A 25,197-nucleotide genomic window follows, 5' to 3' on the forward strand; every position below is an offset into this window, starting at 1 on the left:
TTAGGAGCCTTTGTCAATACTTTTTTAACAAAAAGGCCCCGAAACAGGCGAGTTTCGGGGCTTTTCGTAATAATCTACGCTTATTTTATTTCATTTGTTAAGATTATTTTGTAAGCTTTTCAGCAAGGTCATCAAGAGCCTTCTTCATCTTCTGTGATTTCTTGTCTGCATCATCAAAATCAGAGCCCTTTATTCCGTAATAGAACTTGATCTTCGGCTCTGTACCCGAAGGACGGACACAGATCCAGGCATCATCTGTCAGTTCATAGTAGAGTACATTGGACTTCGGAAGGCCTGTAGGCCTTACGGTGCCGCTTGCGATGTCAGTGATAGTATCCTTGTCATAGTCTCTTACAGCCGTAACCTTATGACCTCCGATCTCTGTCAGAGGATTTGCACGAAGATAGGTCATGATCGATGAAATCTTTTCGATACCCTCCTTACCTGCAAGGGTGATGGAGCTTACAGCATCCTGATAGTAGCCAAGCCTCTGGTAGAGGTCCAGCATTGCGTCCCAGAGGGTCATACCCTTTGTCTTGTAATAGGCGCAGGCCTCGCAGAGTGTCATCGAGGCATCGACCGCATCCTTATCCCTCGCATAGGTTCCTGTAAGACAGCCGTAGCTTTCCTCCATTCCGAACAGGTAGGTCCCGTGTCCGGTCTTCTCGAACTCCAGGATCTTGCCGCCTATATACTTGAAGCCTGTAAGCACCTCTATAAGCTCAATGCCATAATCCCTTGCAATCGCATCTGCCAGATTGGTGGTTACTATCGACTTGATGAAGGCTCCGTCTGCCGGGAGTCCTCCGTCTCTTTCCTTTCTCTGGCTGATCACATAGTTGCCGATCAGACATCCGCTCATATTTCCGGTAAGGCAGTGATATTCTCCCTGCTTGTCCTTTACATATACGCCCAGTCTGTCTGCATCCGGATCTGTAGCAAGGATCAGGTCTGCATTCTTTTCCTTGCCAAGAGCAAGGGCCAGAGCGAAGGCCTCCTTTGCCTCAGGATTAGGATATGCCACTGTAGGGAAGTCTCCATCCGGCTTCTCCTGCTGAGGCACTACATATACGTTTGTAAAGCCAAGTTCCTTTAACACTCTCCTGACAGGAATATTACCTGTGCCGTGAAGAGGTGTATATACGATAGTTATGTCCCTTCCGACCTGATTGATCGCATCCTGATGGATAACAAGCTTTTTGAGCTCTGCTATGTACGGATCGTCGATATCCTTTCCAATGACCTGATAGAGCCCCTTCTCTATGGCTGCCTGTCTGGTCATGGTCTTTGCTGTATCGATATCAACAGCCTTTACACAGTCCATTATCCCTGTGTCGTGAGGAGGTGTGATCTGGGCACCGTCCTCCCAGTATACCTTGTAGCCGTTGTATTCAGCCGGGTTATGGCTTGCTGTGATATTGATGCCGGCTATACAGTGGAGATATCTGACTGCATATGAAAGCACCGGTGTAGGCCTCAATGACTCGAAAACATAAGCCTTGATGCCATTTGCAGCCAGACACTCTGCGGCCTCATCAGCGAACTCCGGAGACATATGACGGCAGTCATATGAAATTGCTACTCCTCTTTCTGCTCCGCCGACTTTATTGATATAGTCTGCAAGTCCCTGAGTCGCCCTGCGGACAGTATATACATTCATCCTGTTGGTACCGGCTCCTATCACTCCTCTGAGTCCTGCTGTACCAAACTCCAGGTCCTTATAGAATCTGTCCTCTATCTCCTTTTCATTCCCGGCTATGCCGCGAAGCTCTGCCTTTGTCTCATCATCAAAGTACGGATCTGAAAGCCATGATTCGTATGTCTCTTTGTATCCCATGTGTCCTCCTTTGGATCAAACTGTACTTTTATAGTTAATTATTTAAATTATATACGATTTTCCCTGTCAATTCCACTAATTTTTATCAGTCAGAAGAGCCTGATACAGAATTCACGATGGAATCTGCAAGTGTGGAAAGATAATTTTCTTCTGCCTTGCCCTTAGCACTCTTAGACGAGGAATCGGAGTCAGAATCGTTTCCAGAAGACCGGTCACTTCCGCTGGCAGGTGATGAATTATCATTCGATGACGATGTGGCGGATGAATTGCCGGTAGTGCCTGAAGCCGTACTCCCGCCCGTTCCTGATGATGAGGCTCCGGAGGATTTAGTGCTGCCCTCCTTGCTGTCTGAAATATCAAGGGCTATAGTAGCCTCGGGAGAGTTCACTATAAGAGTCCTGGTCCAGGTATCGTATCCATCAGCTATCACGCTAAGACTGTGCTCTCCGTACTTTACCTGCTGTGTCTTTCCCTTTTTCACAAGTATTCCATCCAGATATATCTTTGCCGCCTTTACCCCGATCTCAAAGGTAAGGCTGCACTTCTTCGGGCCGCTTCCCTTCATGGAATCAAGGCTTAGATACGAGTCGACATTCTTCTTTATACGAACTGTCCGGCTGCCTCCCCAGCCATTATTGGCCACAGTCACCCTGTAGGTCCCTACCGGAAGAGAAATGGACTTTCCGTCCGCAACCTCCTCTATATCCTCGGAGCCTATTTCTATAAGACTTCCGTCAAAAAGCTTAGTATCCTTAAGGGTAAGGTAGCCATGTCCTCTGTCTACAGCGACCGCGACTATCTCCCTGTCATAGCCTGTCACCCTGAGTGTATCCGAAGCAGGGTCAATACTGTCCTGATCCGTTATGGTATTTCCATCGAGGAAAAGGGCTGTCTTTGGCAGGTGATAACCTGTATTTCCGATCTTCATCAGCTCCTCAGATTCCTTGAAGGAATAATCCCTGACATCGTCCCTTTCCCAGAGCGCTTTGGTCTTCTGGACTCTGGTCAGGGTGCCGTACCTGCCGCTCGCGTCAAAGGTGATACCCATTCCCGGCAAAAAATCTTCAACCGAGGCTGTACCTCCGTACTTATCCAGAAATTCTGTAAGGACTGTATATGGATAGCGGTATTCCTGAAAACTTATGACATTCATGACAGTAAGCCTGTCATTTCTCCTGTCATTTTCCTCGATCACATATACATCTGTCAGACCGCTTTCCTCCATGGCGTCACCGCTTGAATCATCAGCTGATGTGATCGGAGTCCCCGGAGTCCTGTAGCTTACATTTCCATTGCCACTGCTGGTGCAGGAGGTAAAGATAAAGGCCGCCGCAAACAGGCAGACAAAGAGCTTACCTGCCTTCAGAAGCCTGTTGTAGTCCTTTGCCCTCGAAACAAGAGTTTCCCTCTGATTGACCGCCGGATCCTTCAGCACATCAGAAAGCAGCCTCTCCATTATCCTTCCAAGTCCAGGTCCCTTCTCTATTCCTTCCTTTATCAGATCATTGCCGTTTATCAGAAGCTGCTTTTTATCTGTTGCGTATTGCAGATTATTCTCCCAGAGCGACTCGAATCTGTCTATATAGGAAAGCTTTTCCTCCCGCATATAATCGCTCTGAGCCATCACATCAGCCCGCTTCAGCTCAAAGAGCTCCCTGTAGTCAAGGTCCATCTCACTGATACAGCGTCTGACAGTCACATCGCTTAAACGCGGACGCTCATCATGGTAGCGGACAAGAGTGACTACCTTTCTTATCGTATCATTATCATATTTCAGCCTGGTCAGGATCTCTTCCGCCATCAGCGCCGATTCCTGCGGATGTCCCTGAAAATGGCTGTGGCCTTTCTTATCGCTGCGAGCTACAACCGGCTTTCCTATATCATGCAGAAGAGCAGCCAGTCTCATGACCTTGTTGTCAGAGACATTTTCCATGGCATGAATGGTATGCCAGCCAACTGTATAGCAATGGTGCCTTGTATTCTGCTCACACTCCATGCAGCTGTCCCATTCAGGGAAAAATACAGAGGTAAGCCCGCTATCGTAGAGCTCATACATCTTATCTGGATGAGCCGAGCAGATAAGCTTGGTAAGCTCCACCTGGATCCTTTCTGCTGATACCATGCTCAGATTGTCCTTTAGTTCCCGGATAGCCTGATAGGTCTTCTCCTCTATCGAAAAATCAAGCTTTGCCGCAAATCTGACCGCCCTCATCATACGGAGAGCATCCTCAGAAAAGCGTTCAAGCGGGTCCCCTACACAGCGGATGATCCCTTTTTTCAGATCCTCCTGACCTCCGAACAGATCGACAATTCCTGTGCTGTCGTTTACAGCCATTGCATTTATAGTGAAATCGCGGCGCCTTAGATCCTCCTCCAGGCTCTTGGTAAAGGTCACATTATCAGGATGTCTGCCGTCCTCGTAGCTCCCGTCTATACGATAGGTGGTCACCTCAAAGCTCTTACCATCCATCCTGACTGTCACTGTACCGTGCTTGATACCTGTATCTATTGTCCTCGAAAAAAGCGCCTTGACCTCATCCGGTTCTGCCGACGTGGTGATATCCCAGTCGTCAGGGGTGAGTCCCAAAAGCGCATCACGAACACAGCCGCCCACTGCATATGCTTCGTGGCCGGCCTGTTCCAATCTGTGTATTATCTTTTCTACTGATCCCGGTAAATGCATCAATAAGCTTTGCCCCAGATCACAAGCTTCTTTGCCGGCTTGCCGCAGCAGACGCATCTGTCTGAAATGTTCTCCTGCTCAAATGGCATGCAGCGGCTTGTAGCTGTGGTATCTTCCTTTATCCGCTCCTCGCAGGCCTGATCTCCGCACCACATTGCACGGACCATTCCAGGCTTGTTGTTTATTATATCCTTGAACTCATCATAGTCATGAGCATCATAGATATGGGAATCCCTGAACGCCTTTGCACGCTCAAACATATCCTGCTGCTCCTGCTCAAGGACCTCTGCTGCCTTCACAGCGACCTCGTCAAGGGCTGCAAAGGACTTCTCGCGATTGTCCCTGCGGACGAGCACGCACTGACCCTTCTCTATATCCTTAGGACCTATCTCTATACGGAGAGGGATACCGCGCATCTCTTCCTCTGCGTACTTGAATCCAGGTCTCTTATCAGAATCATCAACCTTAACAGAAATGCCTGCTGCTCTTAAGGCTTCCTTTACCTTCATGCAGGCCTCCATTACCTCTGGCTTCTTCTGAAGGATAGGAATGATCATGACCTGAACAGGCGCTATATGAGGAGGAAGCACAAGTCCCGAATCATCTCCGTGTACCATTATAAGCGCTCCGATAAGCCTTGTGGAAACTCCCCAGGATGTCTGGTATACAGAATGAAGCTTGTTGTCTGCTCCTGTATACTGGACTCCATAGGCCTTTGCGAATCCATCGCCGAAATTATGCGAGGTTCCTGACTGCAGTGACTTACCGTCATGCATCATTGTCTCTATCGTATAGGTGGCCTCTGCTCCTGCGAACTTCTCCTTATCTGTCTTCTGTCCCTTGATCACCGGGATAGCAAGCTCCTTTTCGCAGAAATCAGCATAAATATTGAGCATCTGAAGGGTTCTCTCTTTGGCCTCCTCTGCTGTGGCATGGATGGTATGTCCCTCCTGCCAGAGGAACTCTGAGGAACGAAGGAATGGACGGGTAGTCTTTTCCCAGCGCACCACTGAGCACCACTGATTGTATACCATTGGCAGATCCCTGTAGGTATGACAGTTGTTCCTGAACAGCTCACAGAAAAGGGTCTCAGATGTAGGGCGCACGCACAGCCTCTCTGTCAGCTGGTTTCCGCCTCCCTGTGTGACCCATGCCACCTCAGGTGCAAAGCCCTTTACATGATCCTTCTCCTTCTCTAGAAGACTCTCCGGAATAAGCACCGGCAGATATACATTTTCTACTCCGGTTTCCTTGAACATTCCATCAAGCTTCTTCTGGATATTCTCCCAGATAGCATATCCATTCGGCTTATATATCATAAAGCCCTTGATGGATGAGTATTCCATCAGCTCTGCTTTCCTGACCACATCAGTGTACCACTGTGTGAAATCCTCATCGCGGGAGGTGATCTCCTCCACAAGTTTCTTATCAGCCATTTCGTGTCCTCGCTTCAAAATATTCAAACTATATAATCATAGAAAAAATAACTGTCCATGTCAAGAGCTCTAGAAGCCGAAATAATCATCTACTCCGTTCGCTATGCCTTCGGCCATAAGATACTGGTTGGAAGACTTTGCCATATATCTGTCATCCGACCTGTTGGTCATGAAGCCCATCTCTATAAGGGTCACAGGTATAGTAGAAAAATTGGTCCCTGTCAGGTCGTCACGATATGCAATCCCGCGGCTTCTCATTCCGGTCTCACTGCAATACGCTCTAAGTATATCCCTTGAAAGCCTGTTACACTTGGAATAGAGATGTCCTACATACCTGTTATTCCTGGATGAGCACTGCATGGAGGCCCCATGCGCCGAAGATGCTCCGCCGTCTGCATGAAGACGGATAGCTATGTCACATCTCCTGTTCAGCTTTTTGGCTCTTTTGCTGTTGGAGATATTCACATCATTTCTGCTGCGGGTCATTACTACCTTGTATCCCCGGTCCTTAAGCTCCTGCTTCAGCTTCTTTGCCACCTGTAGTGTAAGCTTATATTCCGGGAGACCTGTATATCTGCCTCTTGTGCCTCCAGCGACCTTGGCCTTTCTGACCCTGCTTCCCGGAGCCGACGGCTCTGTCGAGCTGTCACCGTACCTCTGATGCCCCGGATCTATGCCTATAGTATATTGACTTCTCTTCCTTTTCGCAGCCTGAGCCGGACATATGCCAAGCCCGATGATCATACATATAGCGATCAGAAGACCAGATATCCTTATGATATGCCTTTTCATGATAACCTTTCCTGCAGCGATCTGCCTTTTCCATATACTTTTACTGCCGGCTTCCCATTATAGCACAGAAATAAGGCTCTGAAAAGTCAGCCGATCCTTTCTCCAGACTCCTTTTCAATGGCCGCCCAGCGATAATAATCCTCATTGGAATATTATGCTATATACTTCATAAATGCTCTCTTCTGAAAAAAACGCACCCGGTTTACGGGTGCGTTTCTATCACTCCACCTCTATTCCATCAAGGATATAATGGAATAACGGCGCCGAGCAATCTTTGTTTTCTATGTACTCCCTGGTCAGATCGATCCTGTCTTTCGGATCATCCGGGTCCACGCCCTTGTAATTTCCGCGGAAAACATGGATCCGTCCTTCTTTAAAGCCCTCTATGCTTTCGTTTACCATCTTTTCTGTGCCAGCTGCTGCAATAGTAGTGTTTATATCAAGCATCCTGACCCAGTCCTTATCGAAGCCGGCTCCGGCATCATTCCCGGTTTTACGGCCGTCTATATCATCCTCTATATCGTGGCCGGACAGGACAGCGCCTACTGCTGAGATGAGATAAGGAGTCCAGTTGATCCTTGTCGATACAAGAGATGTAGTCGGGGCTATGCCTGTCATACTCTGATTGTAGCCTATATGAAATACTATATGATCTGCTTTGGAATTCTCACAGGCAACCGCCGGTCCTGTAGTATCCGAATGCTGGGAGATGATCACACAGCCCTCGTCTATAAGCTCTTTTGCAAGGTCATATTCCTTCTGATAGCTTGTCCAGGTATTGGCGTATTTCACCTTCATAGTGGCCTCCTTGCACTGGTCCTTCATACCCAGATAAAAGGCCGTAAAGCCCGAAATGACCTCGGGATAAGGATAGGCTGCGACATAGCCTGCCACAGCCTGATCCCCTCTTATAGAGCCCTGGTCTATAAGCTCTTTAAGCTTCCTGCCGGCCACCTGTCCAGCTATATATCTGCCCTCGTAGATCCTGCCCATGAATGTATGATAATTCTTATAAACCGGCTTCTCATTCGCATTTGACTGAGTAGCCTGGATGAATTCTATATCCGGGTAGCTCCCCGCCATCTTCTTAGCCAGATCTCCGAAGCCATAGCTGTTGGTGATGATGATGTCGCATTTCTCAAATACAAGCTCCCTTATCACGGCCTCCTCATCATCTACAGTCACATTGCTTTTGATGACAGTTTCCACCCTGCCCTTGTATTCTCTCTTCACTTCGTTTAAAGCGTTATAGAAATTGTCTGAATATGGTGTCGCCTGGTCTCCGTCCAGTATCAGACCGACGCGCACAAGGTCCCTGCTCTTATAAGGATTTATGATCCTCTTATAGATGAAAAAGCCGCTCACCAAAAGTACTACGGCCACAAGGCAGACCGACAGGAAAAAGCTTTTCTCTCTGAAATCCCGTATCCTCATTCGATATCCTCCGTCAGATCTCTCTTACTGTACTCTTTTATAGTGGTTGCTGGGTCTATCGCTCCTTCCTCTATAAGCTGGAGGAAGAGATCAGTAAGATCCGGGTCAAACTGGGTTCCCCTGCATCTTTTAAGCTCTCCTATCACCTGATCCATATCAAGGGCATTACGATAAACCCTTTTGGCAGTCATGGCGTCATAGGCATCAGCTATGGAAATTATCCTTCCATAAAGAGGGATATCCTCACCGGAAAGTCCATCCGGATAGCCCTTTCCATCGTAACGCTCATGATGGTATCTGGCTCCGGCCTGAACATGCCTTATCATAGTAAATCCCTTTAGTATATCAGCTCCGACCGGGGCATGGGATTTGATGATCTCATATTCCTCATCGGTAAGCTTAGCCGGCTTGTTAAGGACTGCATCAGGAACCGCTATTTTTCCTATATCATGCAGGATGGCAGCCTTTCTTAAGTTCCTGATCTCATCCTCTGAAAAGCCGTACTTCTCTCCCAGCTTTGAGGCATAGAAGGCGACTCTGTGGCTATGCTCTCCGGTATCTCTGTCCTTCACGAAAAGAGCCTTTGTCATGGCAATCACAGACTCGTTTCCCATGCGGACCTGCTGCTCGGCAAGGAGCAGAGCCTGCTCGGTCTTCTCTGATTTCCTTTTCATCACATAGCGGGTGATAAACCAGACAAGCCATCCTATAAATATGGCTTCCACAATGACTATATAGAAGCGGAAATATGCCCTCTCCCAAAGCTCCTCTGTGATAGTAAACGGGGTCTCGATCTGCTCCCTTACATTCCCTTCATCATCTGTAACTGACAGCAGAAAGCTGTAATGGCCTGCCGGAAGATCAGTATAGGTGACAGGAGAAAGCTCCGAGGCATGGGCCTTATTCCATCCAGGCTCGTATCCCTTAAGCCTCCAGCTTATCATCGGATCTGCCGGGAGGAAATTCATGACCTCAGGAGTTATCACTATCGCCTTCTTCCCTCCTGAGATCGAAATATCCTCATCCTCTCTTATATACTCCCTTCCTCCTGAGATCAGGCTCTTTATACCCAGTCGAAGTGTCCCGACAGGCCTTTTAAGCACATCTGTATCAGCACATATAAGCCCTGTCGAGCCACAGAGGAATAGACTCCCGCCAGAATAAAGGTTCCAGGAATTGGCCGTAAGCGAGCAGGGAAGTCCGTCAATAAGTCCGCTCAGATGATAGCTTCCTGCCTTTCCGGAAAGCAGATCCTCCTCTGTCGTGATATAGATCCCTGCGCTTCCTGTTATATATAGATCCCCCCAGCCGTCTGCTATTATGTCGTAGTTGTTGCTATAGGGGAAATCCGTAAGCTGCCTGTGCTTATTATTTTCTACTGCTACTATACCATTACTTGTCACCAGAAAGTATGTATCGTCACTTGCCGAAGGAACTGCCTTAAGGACCACATCGCAGCCTATCCCATCACTTTCGGTATAGTGCTTTACGACCTTCCCCTGATCCATCACATAATAGCCGTCCCCATCCGTCGTAAGCAGGATCCTTCCGTCAGAAAGCTGGGCTATGCATAGAATGGATACGTTTCCCAGTTCATCTCCGTATGGGATATGCCTTACCACCCTGCCATGATCTATAAAGGAAAGGCCATTATCTCCTGATGCAGCTATCCTGCCGTCATGCAGCAACAGGGCAGTCCTCGCCCTTGTACCGGGTCCTTTTTCTCCATCAAAGGAAGTGATCCTGCCTGAACCATCATACATGACAAGTCCCATGCCATATGTGGCTACATATATATTTCCCTTCTCATCGAGTGCAAGGGCTCTCACCCTTATCCCCTTTAGTTTCCGGCTCAGTCTGTTTTCAATCCTCTTTCCTGATACACGGTCCATTATTACAAGTCCGCTGTCGCAGCCGGCATAGAGGAGATCACCATCCAGAAGCACAGCGTTTGCAGTATCAGCTTCTATTCCGTACATACTAAAGAAATCCGTATAGGCCGAGGATGATATCTCGAGCAGACCCTTACGTGTAGATGCTATCCAGAGGTTTCCCTGATAATCCCTGACGGCCCTCTGCAGAGCGGAATCAAAATCCCCGGTGCTTATCCTTGTCCATTTCCCGCCCTGATCCCGGCTGTAGACACCGTTATCGCACAGGATTTCGACACCTCCTTCCTTATCCTCGAGGAAGAAGTTGATAGTCGAGTGGCTTCCGCAGTCTGTCCTTCCGCTTCTTTTCAGGCTTCTCTTTTCCAGACTGAATTCATCTATCCTTCCATTATTGGTTCCGGCGCAAATGGTCCCGTCGGACATGAAGGCTACCGCAGAATAATCGCCGTCCCTTCTGGAGGAAATGATCCTGCCGTCCTTTATCAGATATAGTCCGCCGTCTCCACCTACGGCAGCGACCATGCCATTATCAAGAGCTGCCGATGAGGTGCAGTATTCGATCTGATCAAGCCTGTCAGTCACAGAGAGTCCGTTTGAAAGACTTAGCACTACCATACCGTACGATGTCCCGACATAATATCTTCCGTCGCTTGCCTGGGTGATGGACCTGATCGAGTTCACCGGAAGTCCCTGTAAGGTGTCTATAGAGGATACCAGCTCGCCATTTATTATTATAGAAAGTCCGCTGCCATTGGTCCCGACCCAGAGCCGTCCCTCTCTGTCGGTAAAAAGGCAGTTGACATTCAGAATCTTCTTTGAATCAAACAGCCTGAAGGCCTGACCATCATAGGAATAAAGGCCGGCATATGTCCCTATCCAGAGCCTGCCGTCTCCTGTCGCGGCAATCGAAGTGGCGTGCCCGGGAGTAAGTCCGTTACTTGCGTCATAGACCTTCATGACGCTTGAATTGTCTCCCTTTACAGTATCAGCATGCACGTTCAAGCTTCCTGCAAGTACAGTCGCCGGTAGGATAACTGCAAGAATCAGAGGCAAAGCTTTTCTGGCCTCTGGCTTTTTCCCTTTCATGGCCCTGTATGCCTTTAGCAGAAGATATAGGAGGCTTATTGTAAGGAATTTATCCACGAATTCCAGATAGAACTGGCCTATAAAGCAGCTGACTGTACTTTTCAGGCCGATATTACGGAAATAACTGATAACTGCGTCTCCCCAGAGGTTGCCTGTGGTTCCTCCCCAGATGACCAGATCCAGAATAGATGATGAAATAAATGTATATGATGTGACGGCTATAGCGCATGTCACTGCGTTAAAATAGGTCTTAAAGGCTCCTCTTCTTGCAAAAAAGCCTATCCCTAAGCCTATGCCTATTCCCACAATACTGAAGAAGGCTGTGCGATAGTTAGCAAAGGAAAGCATGATGCAGGCGAGGGCGCCGACCACTGCTCCTGAGAATGGTCCAAGCACATAAGCTGCCAGGGCTGTACCAAGGCTGTCGCCCCAGAGAGGCAACTTATAGCGCACCGCAAAATACCTTCCTGTCAGATCGAGAAATGTGCAGAGTACAGTTATTATAGCTGCTCTAAAATTTATCCGTCCAGTCTTTTTCATGATCATTCCTTCTCCTCAAATAAAAAATACCGATTCTATTAAAGCAGAAATCCTTCGCTGCTTCAACTGAATCGGCATGAAATAACCGTAAACCGGCACAAAATGACATTCAGTTCGTTCTAAATGGGATAGCTATGTCCGAATGAAATTCCTTTCCCTGATCTGTAAACTCCGCTCTGCCTCCATGATGCATGGCAGTCTGTCTGACAGAGGCCAGACCATATCCGCTTCCTCCTGACTTAGTCGAGATATATTTTCCATTCTTCTTCCTTACCTGTCCATTAAAGCCGTTCGTTGCGACTATATAAAGCCAGTTTCCCCTGACTGTCACTGCCAGCTGAATAAACCTGTCAGGCTCATCTGCCTTCCCGGCAGCCTCTATAGCATTTTCCAGAAGGTTTCCTATAAGAGTACAGAGCTCCGCATCCGAAAGGGCATCCTGTTTATCCGCATCTATATGGAGCCTGATATCTATCCCCTTTCCTTTTGCATCCCCGGCATAATAGTTAAGGACTGCGTTCAGAGCACTGTTTCCGCTGTATAGTGTCGTCTCATTTTCAGGCAGTTCCTTTATATAATCCGCCAGATAGTCCCTGATGCTGTCTATTTCCCCCTCCTCTGCCATCATCTGAAGCGTTGCGACTGTCTGGCGGAAATCATGCCTGGCTCTTGCCGATTCCTTAACGTATGAAATCTGGGCCCGGTACTGCTCCTCCTTTACCTTCATGACCCTAAGCTCATTCAGGGATTCCGAGGCGTTCAGTATCTCCATTACAGTAAAATAGAAAACTATATTCATCACCGCCCAGAAGACCAGCGCAATAATAAGGAGGGTAAGTGCTATGCTTCCTATACGGTTCACATACAATGTCTCGTATTTGATCGGGCGCACGTATATATTCAAAAACAGGATGGCTCCTGAAAACGGCAGTGTCATATACCAGACTGTAGCTATCTCCAGCCTGTCCGACAGCTTCCTGCCTGCCTTAAAAAGGAAGGGTCCGAAAGCGACCGTCGATAGAGCTCCCGCTATCAGGAAAAATATCACATAATCGATCGTTGATGAATTGATGCCTAGCTCTGAATGTCTCGATGCGTCAAACATGGCTGCCATATTGGCAAGGACCGACATAAGAGCCATTACATCAACAAAGACAGCCAGACCCTTTGCCAGCTGCCAGCCTATGCTCCATAGATAGAAGATAAAGGCTGCTATCAGTATCGGCGCAAGCTCTATATTGCCGTCCAGCTCTACCCTTGTCGCAATGTATGACTCTGTAATCGAAAGGGCCAGAAAGATAGGGATGGCCTTTAGCATGAGCTTGCCAGGTCTTTCCCTGAGCTGTCCCATTAGCGGAAGGTAGCAGAGCAGGGCCGCCGGAATGAAAATCAGGCTTTGAATAAATTCGCAGGTAAAGGTATCTGTCATTTATTATGCTCCCATATTTTTTCCATTGCTTCTCCTCTGATCACTGTGAATATATAATTCTGCCAGGCATCGACAAGCTCCCTCTGTCGTCTCAGATTGCATGGAGCCCTAAGACCTCCCGTGAGAAAGCATACCCCCTGGTCGAAGTCCTCGACATAGTTCATATTGACTATTATACCGCGTGATATGAGCAGGAACTGCCTGTCCGAGAGAAGCTGATCCGAGACTGAGGAAAAGGAGATCCTGGGTCTGTATTCATTGCCGTATCTGTCACGGATCTCCACGTTGTGAAGAGACGAGGTCACCATCACTATATCAGGATAGATAAGCATCCTCCCCTCCCTGTTGCAGGTAAAGGTCAGACTTTTCTCATGGACTGACCTGCGCCTTAGCATATCATCCATGACACGGAATATATCTTCCTCTCCAAATGGTTTTTCTATATAATCATAGGCATGTGTCCTGAAGGCCTCTGCCATATGCTCCTTACTGGTCGTAAGAAATACCAGAAAGGTGTCGCTGTCCTCCTGCCTGATGGCCTCTGCCGCCTCAAGGCCTGTCATCCCCTCCATATAGATATCCAGAAAGACCACCGTGTACATAAAGGGCCTGTAGCCTTTTAGCAATTCCTCTGCGCTCATAAAGCTTGTGACCCTTATCCCGACCCCTGAGTTCCTGGCATATTTATCCAGTACTGCCTGCAAGGCTGCTATATCTCTCGGATTGTCATCTGCTATTGCTATATTCATATATCTGTCTGCTGCCATGTCCTTTCTTTTTGAATTCAGAATTCAGGCAGGTGAGCTCTGATGGCACAAGCTTGATCATAAACCTATTTCCGTCATATGGATCCACGGTCCTTTCAGAGAGCTTTGTAGGAGGCCTGGTAGGTTTACTTATATCAGATACCTTTGCAGTAGTCAACAAATTTTAGAAACAAAAAGCCTTTTTTAATCGGACTTCTGCTATTCGTGCCTTGACAAGCTCCTGAATCAATTCTTCTTTTGACATAGACTGGTATGTCTCAAGATCCTTCGATTCAAGCGCAATCTTTGATATTGAACTATGATTTGCAGACGTTGTTCGTCCGCGTTTCGGCGGCAGATGATTAACATTGCGATATAGCCGCATATACTCTCGGGCTGTTTGGTAACTGATATCATAGATTTCAGCGGCCTTATACTTACTGATTTCACCAGAATAAATCCGGCGGCCAATGTCCAAACGTTGTTCTTTGGTGTATTTCATGGTAAACCTCTTGTTCAAGTTGAGAATATCAACTGTTTTAGAAATGGATCTTCTCTGTCTTTATTTTATAAGACCCGTGTTCAAAAATTAACCCCTCCTTGTCTAAAATAAGTTTACCACTTCACATAGTATTCGCTCCTACCTATTCATATAAATCTTTTTCTGCTTCATATCTACCTTTGCAACAGCGCCATACTGTAACGCACATCGTGGCATAGCATGTCCAAAATTCACATTATAAACAATCGGAAGTTTCTCATTGTCTATCACTCTAATAAGAATATCTTTATATTCCTGATAATAAGCTTCATCCTGTGGCTTTCCAACTAATACACCATTTACCACGTCGAATACTCCCTTTTCTTTCAGTAATAACACTTCTCTTTCAAACAATTCAGGAGTCGGTTTTTCTTCGCAGGTTTCTATAAATAGAATTTTCCCAATCCACTCTTCCTTATTTGGAAACAAATCATATCTTTCACAAACTTCCTTTTCATCTTTATATCTGCTATTGGTCAATACATCATAAAGGCTTTCCAAACATCCACCTAATAATCCTCCCTACATTGTCAAGCACTTTTTGCCTGAAAAATAAAGGTTTTCATTGTTCCTCAAAATAAAGAATGAGTCAAATATTGTGAGCATTTCTGTGTATCTGGTACGAAAATAGCCTATTCAGGGTACACTTTTTAAAACGTCTTCATATCTCGTTTTAAAAGGCCTTATGTATACCCCTGTCAGCTATGGCAGCGTACCTCCCATATCTACCGGGATCTTTGTCCCAACTTCCTTCGTTCCGCCTGCCCACAACCAGGGTGTCAGCTTAGCTCCTTTTCAGGGTCGTGCCCTATGGAAAAAATTCCTGCCGACTACTGGCTCATTCTTTGTAAATAACTTACTGACCATGTATCTTCCACAACAGCACCTTGCGGTGGACGTTTACCTGCTGTTTCCAATGGCATAGTCTTTGCCTGTGTGCTACATTCTTTTACATCGCAGCTGGCCTCAACCGACTCATATGCTGTCGGCTCAGGACAGCTGCGATGTGCTTGGTATGCTACCTATTTCTAAGCTGCCACTATCTCTGTGTCCATATCTTTCCTTCGTATGTCTCTAAGCATCTTTGTGCCATCATAATCTACGCCTTTTGCCAGGATTACATAAAAGATTCTGATCAGCTTGCAGGCAACCGCGATTATAGCCTGCATCTTCTTTAACGGGTTGTCCTTTCTTGTCCGGTAGTAAGTATACAATTCCTTGAACTCTGCATTCTTGCCTACCACAGATACTGCTGCTTCATACAGCACATATCTCAGCCTTTTTCGTCCTCGATAGCTTATGTGACTTTCTCCTTTGTGCTTTCCGGAACTGGTCTCCACTATTGCGTATCCTGCAAGTTTCTGAAGCTGTCTTGGATCCTCAAAACGTCTTATGTCTCCTACTTCAGCAACAAACCCATACGCCGTTTTTTCGCCTATCCCCGGTATCTCAAGGAGTTTGTTAACATAAGGTATATCACTGGTCTTCTCATTCAGCTTTTCTAACAGTTCTGCAACCCTATGACTGTATTTGTCATAGTCTTCCAGTAGCTCCGCTATCTCAATCCTTGCTGCCTCATGGGCGGTCTGCTTCCCTATGCTGTTCAGCGCAGCTTCGTATAGCTCAACAGCCCTCTTGTGTCCGGCGCCGCGGATTTTTGCTTTCCTCCAGATCTTCTCTATGCCGTCAGCTCCCAGTTTCACAATGTCTTCCGGGAGAGGCGCCTCATGAAGAATCATTATCCCTGTTATCGGATCGGGCTGTGTATAAACGTCTTTGAATTCAGGGAAATATATGCTGAACCATCTCGCAAGCCTGTTCGTTACGCGTGTCAGTTCTTCCTGTGCCTGGTATCTCAGGGATGAAAGCATCCTCACCTCTGCATATACACCTTCCGGTATGTAGGGTATCTGGTACCTTCCATCTTTCACCAGCCCTGCTATCACCTTTGGATCCTTGCGGTCAGTCTTCAGTGGATTACTGTCATCCAGCTCTTTCGCCTGTTTTACATGATATGGATTCACGAGAACGGTCCTCATTCCATGAGATTGGAGAAATGCGCCCAAGTTGAACCAGTAATGGCCGGTTGGCTCCATTCCTGGTATTACGGCATCGAGTCCATTCTTTGATTTGAGATCCTCCATCCACGCCAGAAACATATAGTAACCCTCTTCACTATTTCTAAACTCGAAGGGTTCCGCAGAGATCTCTATCCCTCTGTATGTAAACGCTCTGGCGTCATGCTTCTCACTGCCTATATCGATCCCCACGATCATTGTCGTCTCTGTGATAGCCCTGATCCTGGCATTCTGTGATCTGTCGATTTTTGTTGCATTACTTCTGGTCTTTGTGTTACTATTCATTTGTGATACCTCTCTGTTCTATATGTTTTACCAACTATGCTGAGTCAGTAAACTTATTTTACATTGAGGTATTACTTTTTATCAACCTTCCTTTCCGGAATTCCTTATATATGTATTATACAGGAAGCTCCTTGGAAAATTTCACTTCCCTGGAGAAGTTCAAACCCATGTTCTTCCTTGTGAGCTTTTCTTTTTGTTCCTATTGCAGCTCTTGAAAAATCTTCTCTTTCTTCATACCAAATATCACTGGATATAATTTCATCAGATTCATTACCTTCCAAATAACTCTCAAATGCCCTTTTGGTATATGGTAACATCTCATCTGCAATTTCTCCCAAATCACAAATAAAGTTTGGTCCGTAATAAGTAGACAAGCCCAGTTTATAAAACATCAAATGATTGATCGTAGTATCTGAGAATCCTGTAAATAATTTTGGATGCTCCTCTACCGCTTTTATAAACTCTTCATCTTCCATCAGATAAGGCAAAAGTCTGTATGTATCATCACCACCAATTGCACAAATAATCCCTGCAATAGAATTATCCAGAAATGCATCTTTTAGGTCTTTCGCCCTTGCTTGCGGGTGAGTTTGCAAATATTCAATACCCTTCAAAGCATTAGGCATAAATACCGGCTCAAAACCATATTCTTTTAATCTCTTTACACCAATCTCAATATTATGACTGCAGAATTTTTCACCAAGCATTCCACTTGACAAGCTTACAATTGCTACTTTGTCACCTTTTCTCAATTTTCTTGCATATTGCATAACTACAATTTCTCCATAGATAAAACAATATTATTTTTTATCTGTATGCTGCTTACCCTTAAATTCCTTCTCTATATAACATTGTTCCTGTTTGGCAATCAACGTGAACTACTCGGGAACAAGTTCCCGAGCTTCCTGCTTCAAGACTGGTGGTAACTAGCATACCCCGCTAAAGGCATGTCCCGTCAGAGCCAGCTCCACAGGCTTTAGTTTGGGCGGTCCCCGCCCTACATTGATATCAACCTATTCCCTGCACCGGAAGATGCGGTAGGCTTCGTTTCTGATGTTTATAGCGGCGTTGATATCACGGTCGTATGTGCGGCCACACATTGGGCAGATGATCCTGCGGACAGAGAGATCCTTGGTTATCGGATTCTTATAGCCACACTGACACAGCTGGCTTGACGGAAAAGCTCTGCCTACCTTTATGAGGTGTTTATTTCTGTCGGCCATCTTGTAGGCAAGCATCTGGATAAACATACCAAAACCGTTATCGTTTGTTGCTTTCCCCAGCCCCAGTCCTTTGGAAGATGACATCCCTTTGAGTGATAAGTCTTCTGTCCCGATAAGGTCGTACTCATCAGCAATGGCGGTTGACCGCTTCTGGAGATAGTCACGTCTCTGGTCTACCACATGCCTGTATTGTTTACGGACTCTGGCAAGCTGTTTTTCAAAGTTGTGGGAAGGTGTCTCGCCCTTCTTTGAACCGACTTTGCGTGACAGTTCCCGTTGGAGGTGTTTCAGCTTCTTCTGAGCCTTACGGTAGAAGTGCGGCATATCGGCACATCTGCCCTCGGAATCGACGTACAGACCGTCTGACTTGTAATCAAGTCCCAGAAGTTTTTCCGGGTCGTCAGATGTATGGGTATTGCTAAAGATATCAGCCCTGTCATACTCATAAAGTATGGAAACATAGTATCCGCCACACTTGTCGCATGATATAGTAGCGGATTTTAACACCATATAGGAAGGAGCATTTCTATGGATCTTGGCTTTTACCATGCCGACTTTGGGAAGACGGACAGCATTATCCGCAACAGAGATGGTCCCGCCCTGGTTGTTGGTAGTGTATGACAGCTTTGAACGGCGTTTTGACTTGAATTTCGGGAACTCTGCTATACCATCAAAGAAAGCTTTGTAAGCTTTCCGCAATGCCAGCTGTACGTTTGCAAGGGCAAGGGAGTCTACTTCTTTGAGGTACGAATACCTGTCATCATCTTTGTACCATGCAGGTGTCGGTAAGAGGGTTATCCCATAATCGTTGTAGGCATCTATGCGGTCACCTAGCATGAGATTCCAGATCTTGCGGCAGCACCCGAAGGTCTTTGCAAATAAGATTTTCTGGTCGGCTGTAGGGTACAGCCTGTAAACATATGCTTTGTTCATAACTGGACGTTTTTCTGCCTTTCGATGTAGCGTCTGATGTTATCCTCGGATGTGGAGCCAATAGTCTCAACAAAGTAACTGCCGTTCCAGAGATGCCCTTTCCATAAAGATTTACGGAGTTCAGGAAATTCTTCCAGTAGCCTGTTGCCTGATATGCCTTTCAGGTATTTTACGATCTGGGTGATGGATATCTTTGGCGGAGCAGATACGAAACAGTGTACATGATCATTCTCTCCGACTTTAACCTCTACGACTGTAAAGCCTTTTGCTTTGGCAATCTCATGGCAGAGTTCATAAAGCCGTTCAGATATTTTTTGTGACAGCACTTTGCGACGATACTTTACACACCAGACGATATGGTAATTTATGTTATAGACACAGGTACGTCCATGCGTATATTTGTTCATACATATAGTATAACATGTTCTGAAAGAATAAGCAAGAAGTTACGCTGTTTCTTATCTATACAGATAGCATTCTTTTTTACGGGCTTTCATCTCGGGAACAAGTTCCCGAGAATTCCCGCCCGATTGCTTAAATTCAGTCGCCGTAACTGTCATAAAATCTGCCTCCTTCGTTGCTTTTATTATATCACGTTCAGTGAAACACTCAATATATGTTGATCAATTTTAATTAAGCGATTACAGCATCATAAATCCTTGAATATTCACAGCCAACCATATCAGCACCTTGAAATCTGAAGAATACTGTACTTTGCAATTACTCTGATCTTCACCTAAAAGGTGAATAAAACACCAGATAGCAAAAAGAAAGCCAGAACAAATTTTGAAGGAGGAAATCGACCGAATCTACCAGGCTACTGCCTAGCAGAGGGTGTCTAACATGTTATTGCAATTTACGAAAAGAAATGGCTGGTATTGGAATAAAGGCAATAATGCAGGGAAACTGTCTTATATCTGGCATACATGTCATACAAGGATGCTTTTTCTATTGGTAAAAAGACAATAATAAGAATAAACTGGTAATATTCGGGCGGTGGGTATCTTCGCAGACAAACATCGCAAGTATGTTTTGTTTGACAATGCCACCGATTCTGTTATAATGGACATATAAAAAGAGCTACCGGATAGACGGTCAGCCCAAAAACCCAACTACAATAGTCGCTCGTTTCTCAGGCGGGGCGGCTATTTCTTTTTGCCAATCACATAAAACAGTGTGGCTAATTCTATAAGCATTGTTGTGTACTGAATTAGTTCAGTCCAACTAACCATAGACATCGCCCTCCTTCCTTTGAAGTCAGAGGGCTAAGTACCCTCTGCAAATTAAGAGGGCTAACCGCCTACCGTTATCGGTAGCTCCAGAAGTATTATATCAGAACGTACCGTATCTGGCAAACACTATATCAGGTTTCTATCCACCCGCTCTTGCGAGCGGGAATACCATTTATGACATCAAATTGCAGTAGTCAACAAACTTCTCCCACCTCCATTTATTTTTTACACGTTAATTCCTTAAGCCTACGCAATAGGCATAGAAAAATCCCACATTCTTCTGGCCCTAAATGATACATATAATCCCAATGCGTCAAGCCTCTCCAATATGAAAAAGCACCTGAACCGATAACTTCGATATCATCTATATCAGCTACAGCTTCTTTTAAACCTTCGCCATATGGAGTCTTACAGCCTCTCTTCTTGCATTCAAAAACAAACTTTTCTCCGCAATCCATCTGAAAGCCTAAAGACTCACACTCACGTCCAAACCCATCTTCAAAGTCTTTACTTGAATCAGGATTCTTGAAAAATTTCTCCCATGCTTCAGCAAAAAGAAAAACCGCTTTTTTCCCTTCATAATCAGGGGATGTAGAACTATCGAAAGCCCATAATCCATATACAGGAATATATCTTCTGATCAATCTGGTAACATCAACATTATTTTACTCTCCATAGGCATGTGAATATACACCGCCGATAAGAGATCCTGATATTCTCCTCTTTGTATCATTTGAATACCTGATTTCTAAATCATAAGATCCAACGTCTGTTACAAAAGACATATTCTCTGAAATATTATCTATTAAGCGTAAGAGAAACTCTGCCTTCCATTTATCAATGCTTGTCTGCTTCTTACGGCAATAGTCCTTACTATTACAATACTGCTGATAATTTCGTGCAGAAAACCATACTCTTCCCGTTGAAGAAATAGTAAGATATTGTTCCACTTCATCATCAGCACCTGGCTCCGGTCCATAGCAGATATTGTTTGATTCTATACGAATGCTTCTAATCTCGTCATGCATAGAGTCTCTACTCCTCTCCGTCATCGCTCAGCATCATTTCTGGTAATCTTGCAAACAGTCATGAACGCGCCAAAAGAATACAAGATATCCTTATCAAAGTTATGAAAAACCACCTTTCACTTATACGATTATAGAAATCACCCCAAAAACTATTCCGATAGGAACAGTCATAATAAGAAAAAAACTTGTCAGGCATCCGCCTGAATGATTTGTACTATCACCTTTATTACTGTCTTCATGTATTTCATTTAGCATATACAGATCAAATAACTCGTCTTCTTCATTATCTCCATCTGTAAAAATACCCATGATTAATCCTCCAGATATCGAACCTTCTTACCATGTTCAATAGCATACTCAATCTCAGAACGCGTACTGTCGCCTATATAACCTCCGACATTGATTACAAATATCTCATCAGCCATGTCAATTTTCCGCTTGTGCATATCATCCAGCATTTCCTTAGTCTTGGTCATCGTTCCTTCATCCATGTTTTCCCAGACCTCAGAATCTCCAGAATGCCCAAAGAGGCCCACACTGATGACAATGTTGCCCTCTAAAGTGAGTTTCTTTTGAGCTTCCATAAATTCATTTTTAAAACGTGTACTACCACAAAGTGTGATAATCGGATAATTATTAATCATATTATTCCTCATCTAAAAAAGCTGGCATGTATTCATCCCAGACCCATGTATCTTCATATATACACTGATACATCGCAGCCTGCCATGAATTTTTTTTCTGCTCACGTTCTGCATCACAATAATCCTTAGTTATATCTCTTAAAAAATCAATATCCTTGACTCTCTTATATAGTTTCTTAATTTTCGATAATACAGTATTAATCTCTGCAGCTGACAACGCTCTATACAAATCATAGAGTTTATATACCTCTAAATGATTCTTTGCACGTAGGTATTTAACATTATCCCATGAGTTCGGTTTTCTAACCTCAAAATCGAATCCAAAAGGGCTTCCCGCCTCTCGATTGATTTGCGCGTACATCCATACTTCATCATCAAAGTCATCGAAATATGGATGTATAGTCTCTTCAACTCTTCTACTCGCTAACCCTGTGGTCTTCTTTTTATTACATGCGCTACATTCTGGAACCAAGTTTTCTACAGTTACCGCATATCTATAAAAAATAGCTTTGGGCAAATAATGATCTAAGGTATCGGCTTCATAATATCCGCATATCGGACACTTGCCATAAGGCGCTGCAGCTTTAATTTTATCGTAATAAGGTTTTCCCTTCGCAGATTTTACAAGGCGCTCATCATATAAGAAAACCATATCACTTTTTGTTGCACCGCCATTTATTTCAGAATTCTGCTCTTCTGCACTTAATCCCCCTATTTCCGCTACCGTTTTGTAATGCCCTGCATAATCCAACAAGGACTGCTTACTATTTTCTATTCTTGTTTTTCTTTCTCTTGTCTCAACGTCTTTAACTTGTATGTCATCTATACAATCATTTAGCAGTTCTTCTTGATTAATGTCTGGAATGCTAATCATCACTTCTCATCCTTTCAAAAATGTAAGCCTTCAATAAAGATTGAGCTTCCTTTCCCAGTTCATTATCAAACTCTTCAAGCGCTTCTTCGTAATCATCTGTTTTGTACGACTCATCTTGTAGCATTTTGTGAAATCCCGAATTTAGAACCTCAAAGCCAAATATCTCTTCCGTCAGTTCTCCAAGATTTTCACCAAACGTTTGAATAGAAGGCCTTTCGGCTACAAATTCTGTATTTACCCTTCTTATCATCCATACGCATTTTTGAGGAATTTCCTGAACTATAACTGGAGAATGAGTAGCTATTATCCCTACTCCATTTCTATAAATCAGTAACTTTGATAAAGCACGTATAAAAGCTGATACAAGTGGTGGATGCAGATGTTCCTCGGGCTCATCAAGTATTACAAGAGTCTTCTCTTCCACGAGTTCAACTAACTTTGTCAATGTCAAAAGAATTACTTTGTGTCCTGAGCTGAGCCGCTTATATTGTTCCGTTATCCTTTTGCTAAAGACTTTTTCTCTCTCTTCATTGTTAGCACCAGATATCTTACTATCTGCCTCTATCCATGCCTTTATATTTAGCTCTGCAAAGGTCATATCAGAACTCAAAATATCAATTATCTCATTCCATATTTTCTTTTTATAGCTATTTGAAACCTTATATAAACTATCTACAAATTCACTAGCCAAGTGTTCCTGATCCTTGACATATTTTTCCCCATTCTCTTTTTGACCAATAAGTCCCACAAATGCATAAGGTATTTTCCTTCTATCTGAAGGTAGATCTGTATCAAAAATGGGAATATCAAATGCCGAATACGAAACAAACACCACGTTAGAAAAACGCATTCTATCAAAACCGCCGAAATCTTCTGTGTACTCTTTTGCATAAACGGCATGTAGCATCTTTTTCAATAATGTTGTTTTACCTACACCATTTTTGCCAATAATAGCATGTATATTGGTAGGTGGTTTACTGTCCGGTATGACAACAAAGTCGATTGATTTATCCTCTCCTCCATATGAAACCGGAAAACTATATTCAAATGAATATCTTGTTAATCGAGCCCCGCCATGAGCAATTCTTTTTAATTGCCCTAGAATCATTGTCTCTGTAATATCTCTTTTCAGAGAAATCCGTGTAACGTTATAATTCTTAACAGCCTCATAAATATCTGTATTAAAAGCAATGTCATTTAACGCTTTTAATACTCGTTCTCTAATATCTGGTTTTAAGTTATCTTTTAATTCAAGATAATAATCCTCTGACGCACCTAATGAATAAAAGTCCTCACTTAATTTTGAGAATTGAGCTGGCAACGATGCTCGTCGCTCTGTCTGGCCTTTTTCTGCTATTTTTACATAACCTATTCTGGTCTGTTTACCATCTTCATCAACATAATGCGCTATATATTGGGTCGAATACTGAAACCAGTCATCCCATCCATCATTTAATAAATAAAACGTGTTTTCGCGAAGTCCCACCTTGTCGTCTACAATGAAAATTAACTCGTTCATTTATTATTCAACCCCTAACGTTTTAAACACAGCATCTTCTGCGCTCTGATAGAACACCAAACTAAAGCTACTCATAAGCTCAGCCGGTACTGTTCCCAAATCAACAGCTGATGTCTGTGGTAATAATACTTTTTTTGCACCACTATCAAGGCATACTTGCAATGTACTTGCCAAGTTATCTCCCTTCATGATGGTTCCACCTATACTGAAATCTCCAATAACAACCATTGAGCTCTGAACCGGTCTTCCGAGTCCGATAGAACACAACGCAATAAGCGTAGGAAGAGCCAATTTATGAGTCATACCTATGCCCTGAAGATCCTGATAATTAATTACAAAATCCTTATTGAGCACACCAAGAGAACCGCTAATTCTATTTCCATTTGCCTTAAGGAAATTGAATGCAGTATCTACAGCCTCTTTGCATTCTCTATCAGTACCGAGGCCTGTACGATCAAACTTGCCATTACCTGGAAGCATCTGAGATTCAAGTCTAAATACACCTATCATGTCTGATTTACCATGCGATACAGTATAGACTTGACCTGGATTGCACATTCTCTCTGGAATAAGCTTTCCACCGCCCTGCTCTGGTACTGATACGTAGTGTTCAGACATATCATCCATATCTATGTATGAGAAATTAACATCATAGAATTCCATGCCACCTAGCTTCTTAAGCTGCTCTTTGACACGTCTTCTCATTTCCAATGCAATCTCTAATACTTCTGTCACATCTTCTTTCGTAAAGTTTCCATCTGGATACAAAAGCTTCAAATATCCATCTACCATTCTACGAACTGCAATGGTATCACGCTGGTTAAGATTCTTTCCAAGTCTAAAGTATTTATCTATGTCATACGCCAAATTAAAATTCCCTCCGGCGTCACAAAAACTGCATTTTATTATCTGAGTTAACTAAATATTCCTACCAGAGCGTGTTGCATTTTGCGGCACGCTTTTTT

19 protein-coding genes and 2 pseudogenes are annotated in these 25,197 nt (G+C 44.4%); all 21 read right to left on the reverse strand.

Going from position 1 to position 25,197, the window contains the following annotated elements:
• Positions 1-103: 103 nt before the first annotated feature.
• A complete protein-coding gene (locus ACTNCK_RS07275; RefSeq protein WP_441081839.1) occupies positions 104-1,837 on the reverse strand; it encodes a phospho-sugar mutase in 1,734 nt (577 codons plus the stop codon).
• An 85-nt stretch (positions 1,838-1,922) separates the two neighbouring features.
• Positions 1,923-4,577, reverse strand: a complete 2,655-nt coding sequence (locus tag ACTNCK_RS07280; RefSeq protein ID WP_441081840.1) for a CCA tRNA nucleotidyltransferase — start codon at positions 4,575-4,577, stop codon at positions 1,923-1,925.
• On the reverse strand, positions 4,520-5,956 hold the full coding sequence (gene proS, locus ACTNCK_RS07285; protein WP_441081841.1) for a proline--tRNA ligase: 1,437 nt from the start codon (positions 5,954-5,956) through the stop codon (positions 4,520-4,522). Before proS ends, ACTNCK_RS07280 begins: the two co-directional genes overlap by 58 nt.
• Positions 5,957-6,025: 69 nt before the next feature.
• A complete protein-coding gene (locus tag ACTNCK_RS07290; RefSeq protein WP_441081842.1) occupies positions 6,026-6,748 on the reverse strand; it encodes an N-acetylmuramoyl-L-alanine amidase family protein in 723 nt (240 codons plus the stop codon).
• A gap of 219 nt (positions 6,749-6,967) precedes the next feature.
• The gene (locus ACTNCK_RS07295; RefSeq protein WP_441081843.1) at positions 6,968-8,182 is read right to left on the reverse strand and encodes a BMP family ABC transporter substrate-binding protein; all 1,215 of its coding nucleotides are present in this window, start codon (positions 8,180-8,182) and stop codon (positions 6,968-6,970) included.
• The gene (locus tag ACTNCK_RS07300; RefSeq protein ID WP_441081844.1) at positions 8,179-11,706 is read right to left on the reverse strand and encodes an HD domain-containing phosphohydrolase; all 3,528 of its coding nucleotides are present in this window, start codon (positions 11,704-11,706) and stop codon (positions 8,179-8,181) included. The genes ACTNCK_RS07295 and ACTNCK_RS07300 overlap by 4 nt, the downstream gene beginning before the upstream one ends.
• A gap of 103 nt (positions 11,707-11,809) precedes the next feature.
• On the reverse strand, positions 11,810-13,129 hold the full coding sequence (locus ACTNCK_RS07305; protein ID WP_441081845.1) for a sensor histidine kinase: 1,320 nt from the start codon (positions 13,127-13,129) through the stop codon (positions 11,810-11,812).
• Complete coding sequence (locus tag ACTNCK_RS07310; protein ID WP_441081846.1) at positions 13,126-13,896, reverse strand: LytR/AlgR family response regulator transcription factor; 771 nt, start codon at positions 13,894-13,896, stop codon at positions 13,126-13,128. The genes ACTNCK_RS07305 and ACTNCK_RS07310 overlap by 4 nt, the downstream gene beginning before the upstream one ends.
• Before the next feature lie 163 nt (positions 13,897-14,059).
• Positions 14,060-14,377, reverse strand: coding sequence for a hypothetical protein (locus ACTNCK_RS07315; RefSeq protein ID WP_441081847.1), 318 nt, complete (start codon positions 14,375-14,377; stop codon positions 14,060-14,062).
• Between the two features lie 138 nt (positions 14,378-14,515).
• Positions 14,516-14,926 (reverse strand): annotated as a pseudogene (locus ACTNCK_RS07320) (LD-carboxypeptidase); the annotation flags it as partial.
• A 518-nt stretch (positions 14,927-15,444) separates the two neighbouring features.
• Positions 15,445-16,779, reverse strand: a complete 1,335-nt coding sequence (locus tag ACTNCK_RS07325; protein WP_441081848.1) for an IS110 family transposase — start codon at positions 16,777-16,779, stop codon at positions 15,445-15,447.
• A 104-nt stretch (positions 16,780-16,883) separates the two neighbouring features.
• Positions 16,884-17,549 (reverse strand): LD-carboxypeptidase, encoded by a 666-nt coding sequence (locus ACTNCK_RS07330; RefSeq protein WP_441081849.1) that lies wholly within the window; start codon positions 17,547-17,549, stop codon positions 16,884-16,886.
• A gap of 243 nt (positions 17,550-17,792) precedes the next feature.
• Positions 17,793-18,935, reverse strand: coding sequence for an RNA-guided endonuclease TnpB family protein (locus tag ACTNCK_RS07335; protein ID WP_441081850.1), 1,143 nt, complete (start codon positions 18,933-18,935; stop codon positions 17,793-17,795).
• Positions 18,932-19,342, reverse strand: coding sequence for an IS200/IS605 family transposase (gene tnpA, locus ACTNCK_RS07340; protein WP_441081851.1), 411 nt, complete (start codon positions 19,340-19,342; stop codon positions 18,932-18,934). The genes ACTNCK_RS07335 and tnpA overlap by 4 nt, the downstream gene beginning before the upstream one ends.
• 1,043 nt (positions 19,343-20,385) lie before the next feature.
• Entirely contained in the window at positions 20,386-20,811 is a 426-nt protein-coding gene (locus ACTNCK_RS07345) for a hypothetical protein (RefSeq protein ID WP_441081852.1), read from the reverse strand.
• A gap of 21 nt (positions 20,812-20,832) precedes the next feature.
• A complete protein-coding gene (locus tag ACTNCK_RS07350; protein ID WP_441081853.1) occupies positions 20,833-21,195 on the reverse strand; it encodes a hypothetical protein in 363 nt (120 codons plus the stop codon).
• 120 nt (positions 21,196-21,315) lie between these two features.
• Entirely contained in the window at positions 21,316-21,504 is a 189-nt protein-coding gene (locus tag ACTNCK_RS07355; RefSeq protein WP_441081854.1) for a hypothetical protein, read from the reverse strand.
• 2 nt (positions 21,505-21,506) lie between these two features.
• The gene (locus ACTNCK_RS07360; protein ID WP_441081855.1) at positions 21,507-21,839 is read right to left on the reverse strand and encodes a hypothetical protein; all 333 of its coding nucleotides are present in this window, start codon (positions 21,837-21,839) and stop codon (positions 21,507-21,509) included.
• Position 21,840: 1 nt separating this feature from the next.
• The gene (locus tag ACTNCK_RS07365) at positions 21,841-22,713 is read right to left on the reverse strand and encodes an HNH endonuclease (RefSeq protein WP_441081856.1); all 873 of its coding nucleotides are present in this window, start codon (positions 22,711-22,713) and stop codon (positions 21,841-21,843) included.
• Positions 22,706-24,232 (reverse strand): AAA family ATPase, encoded by a 1,527-nt coding sequence (locus ACTNCK_RS07370; RefSeq protein ID WP_441081857.1) that lies wholly within the window; start codon positions 24,230-24,232, stop codon positions 22,706-22,708. Before ACTNCK_RS07370 ends, ACTNCK_RS07365 begins: the two co-directional genes overlap by 8 nt.
• A 3-nt stretch (positions 24,233-24,235) precedes the next feature.
• Positions 24,236-25,087: pseudogene (locus ACTNCK_RS07375) on the reverse strand (BREX system Lon protease-like protein BrxL); the annotation flags it as partial.
• Positions 25,088-25,197: the final 110 nt, after the last annotated feature.

This window comes from Candidatus Weimeria sp. HCP3S3_B5 (assembly GCF_052064335.1).
Taxonomy (GTDB): domain Bacteria; phylum Bacillota; class Clostridia; order Lachnospirales; family Lachnospiraceae; genus Weimeria.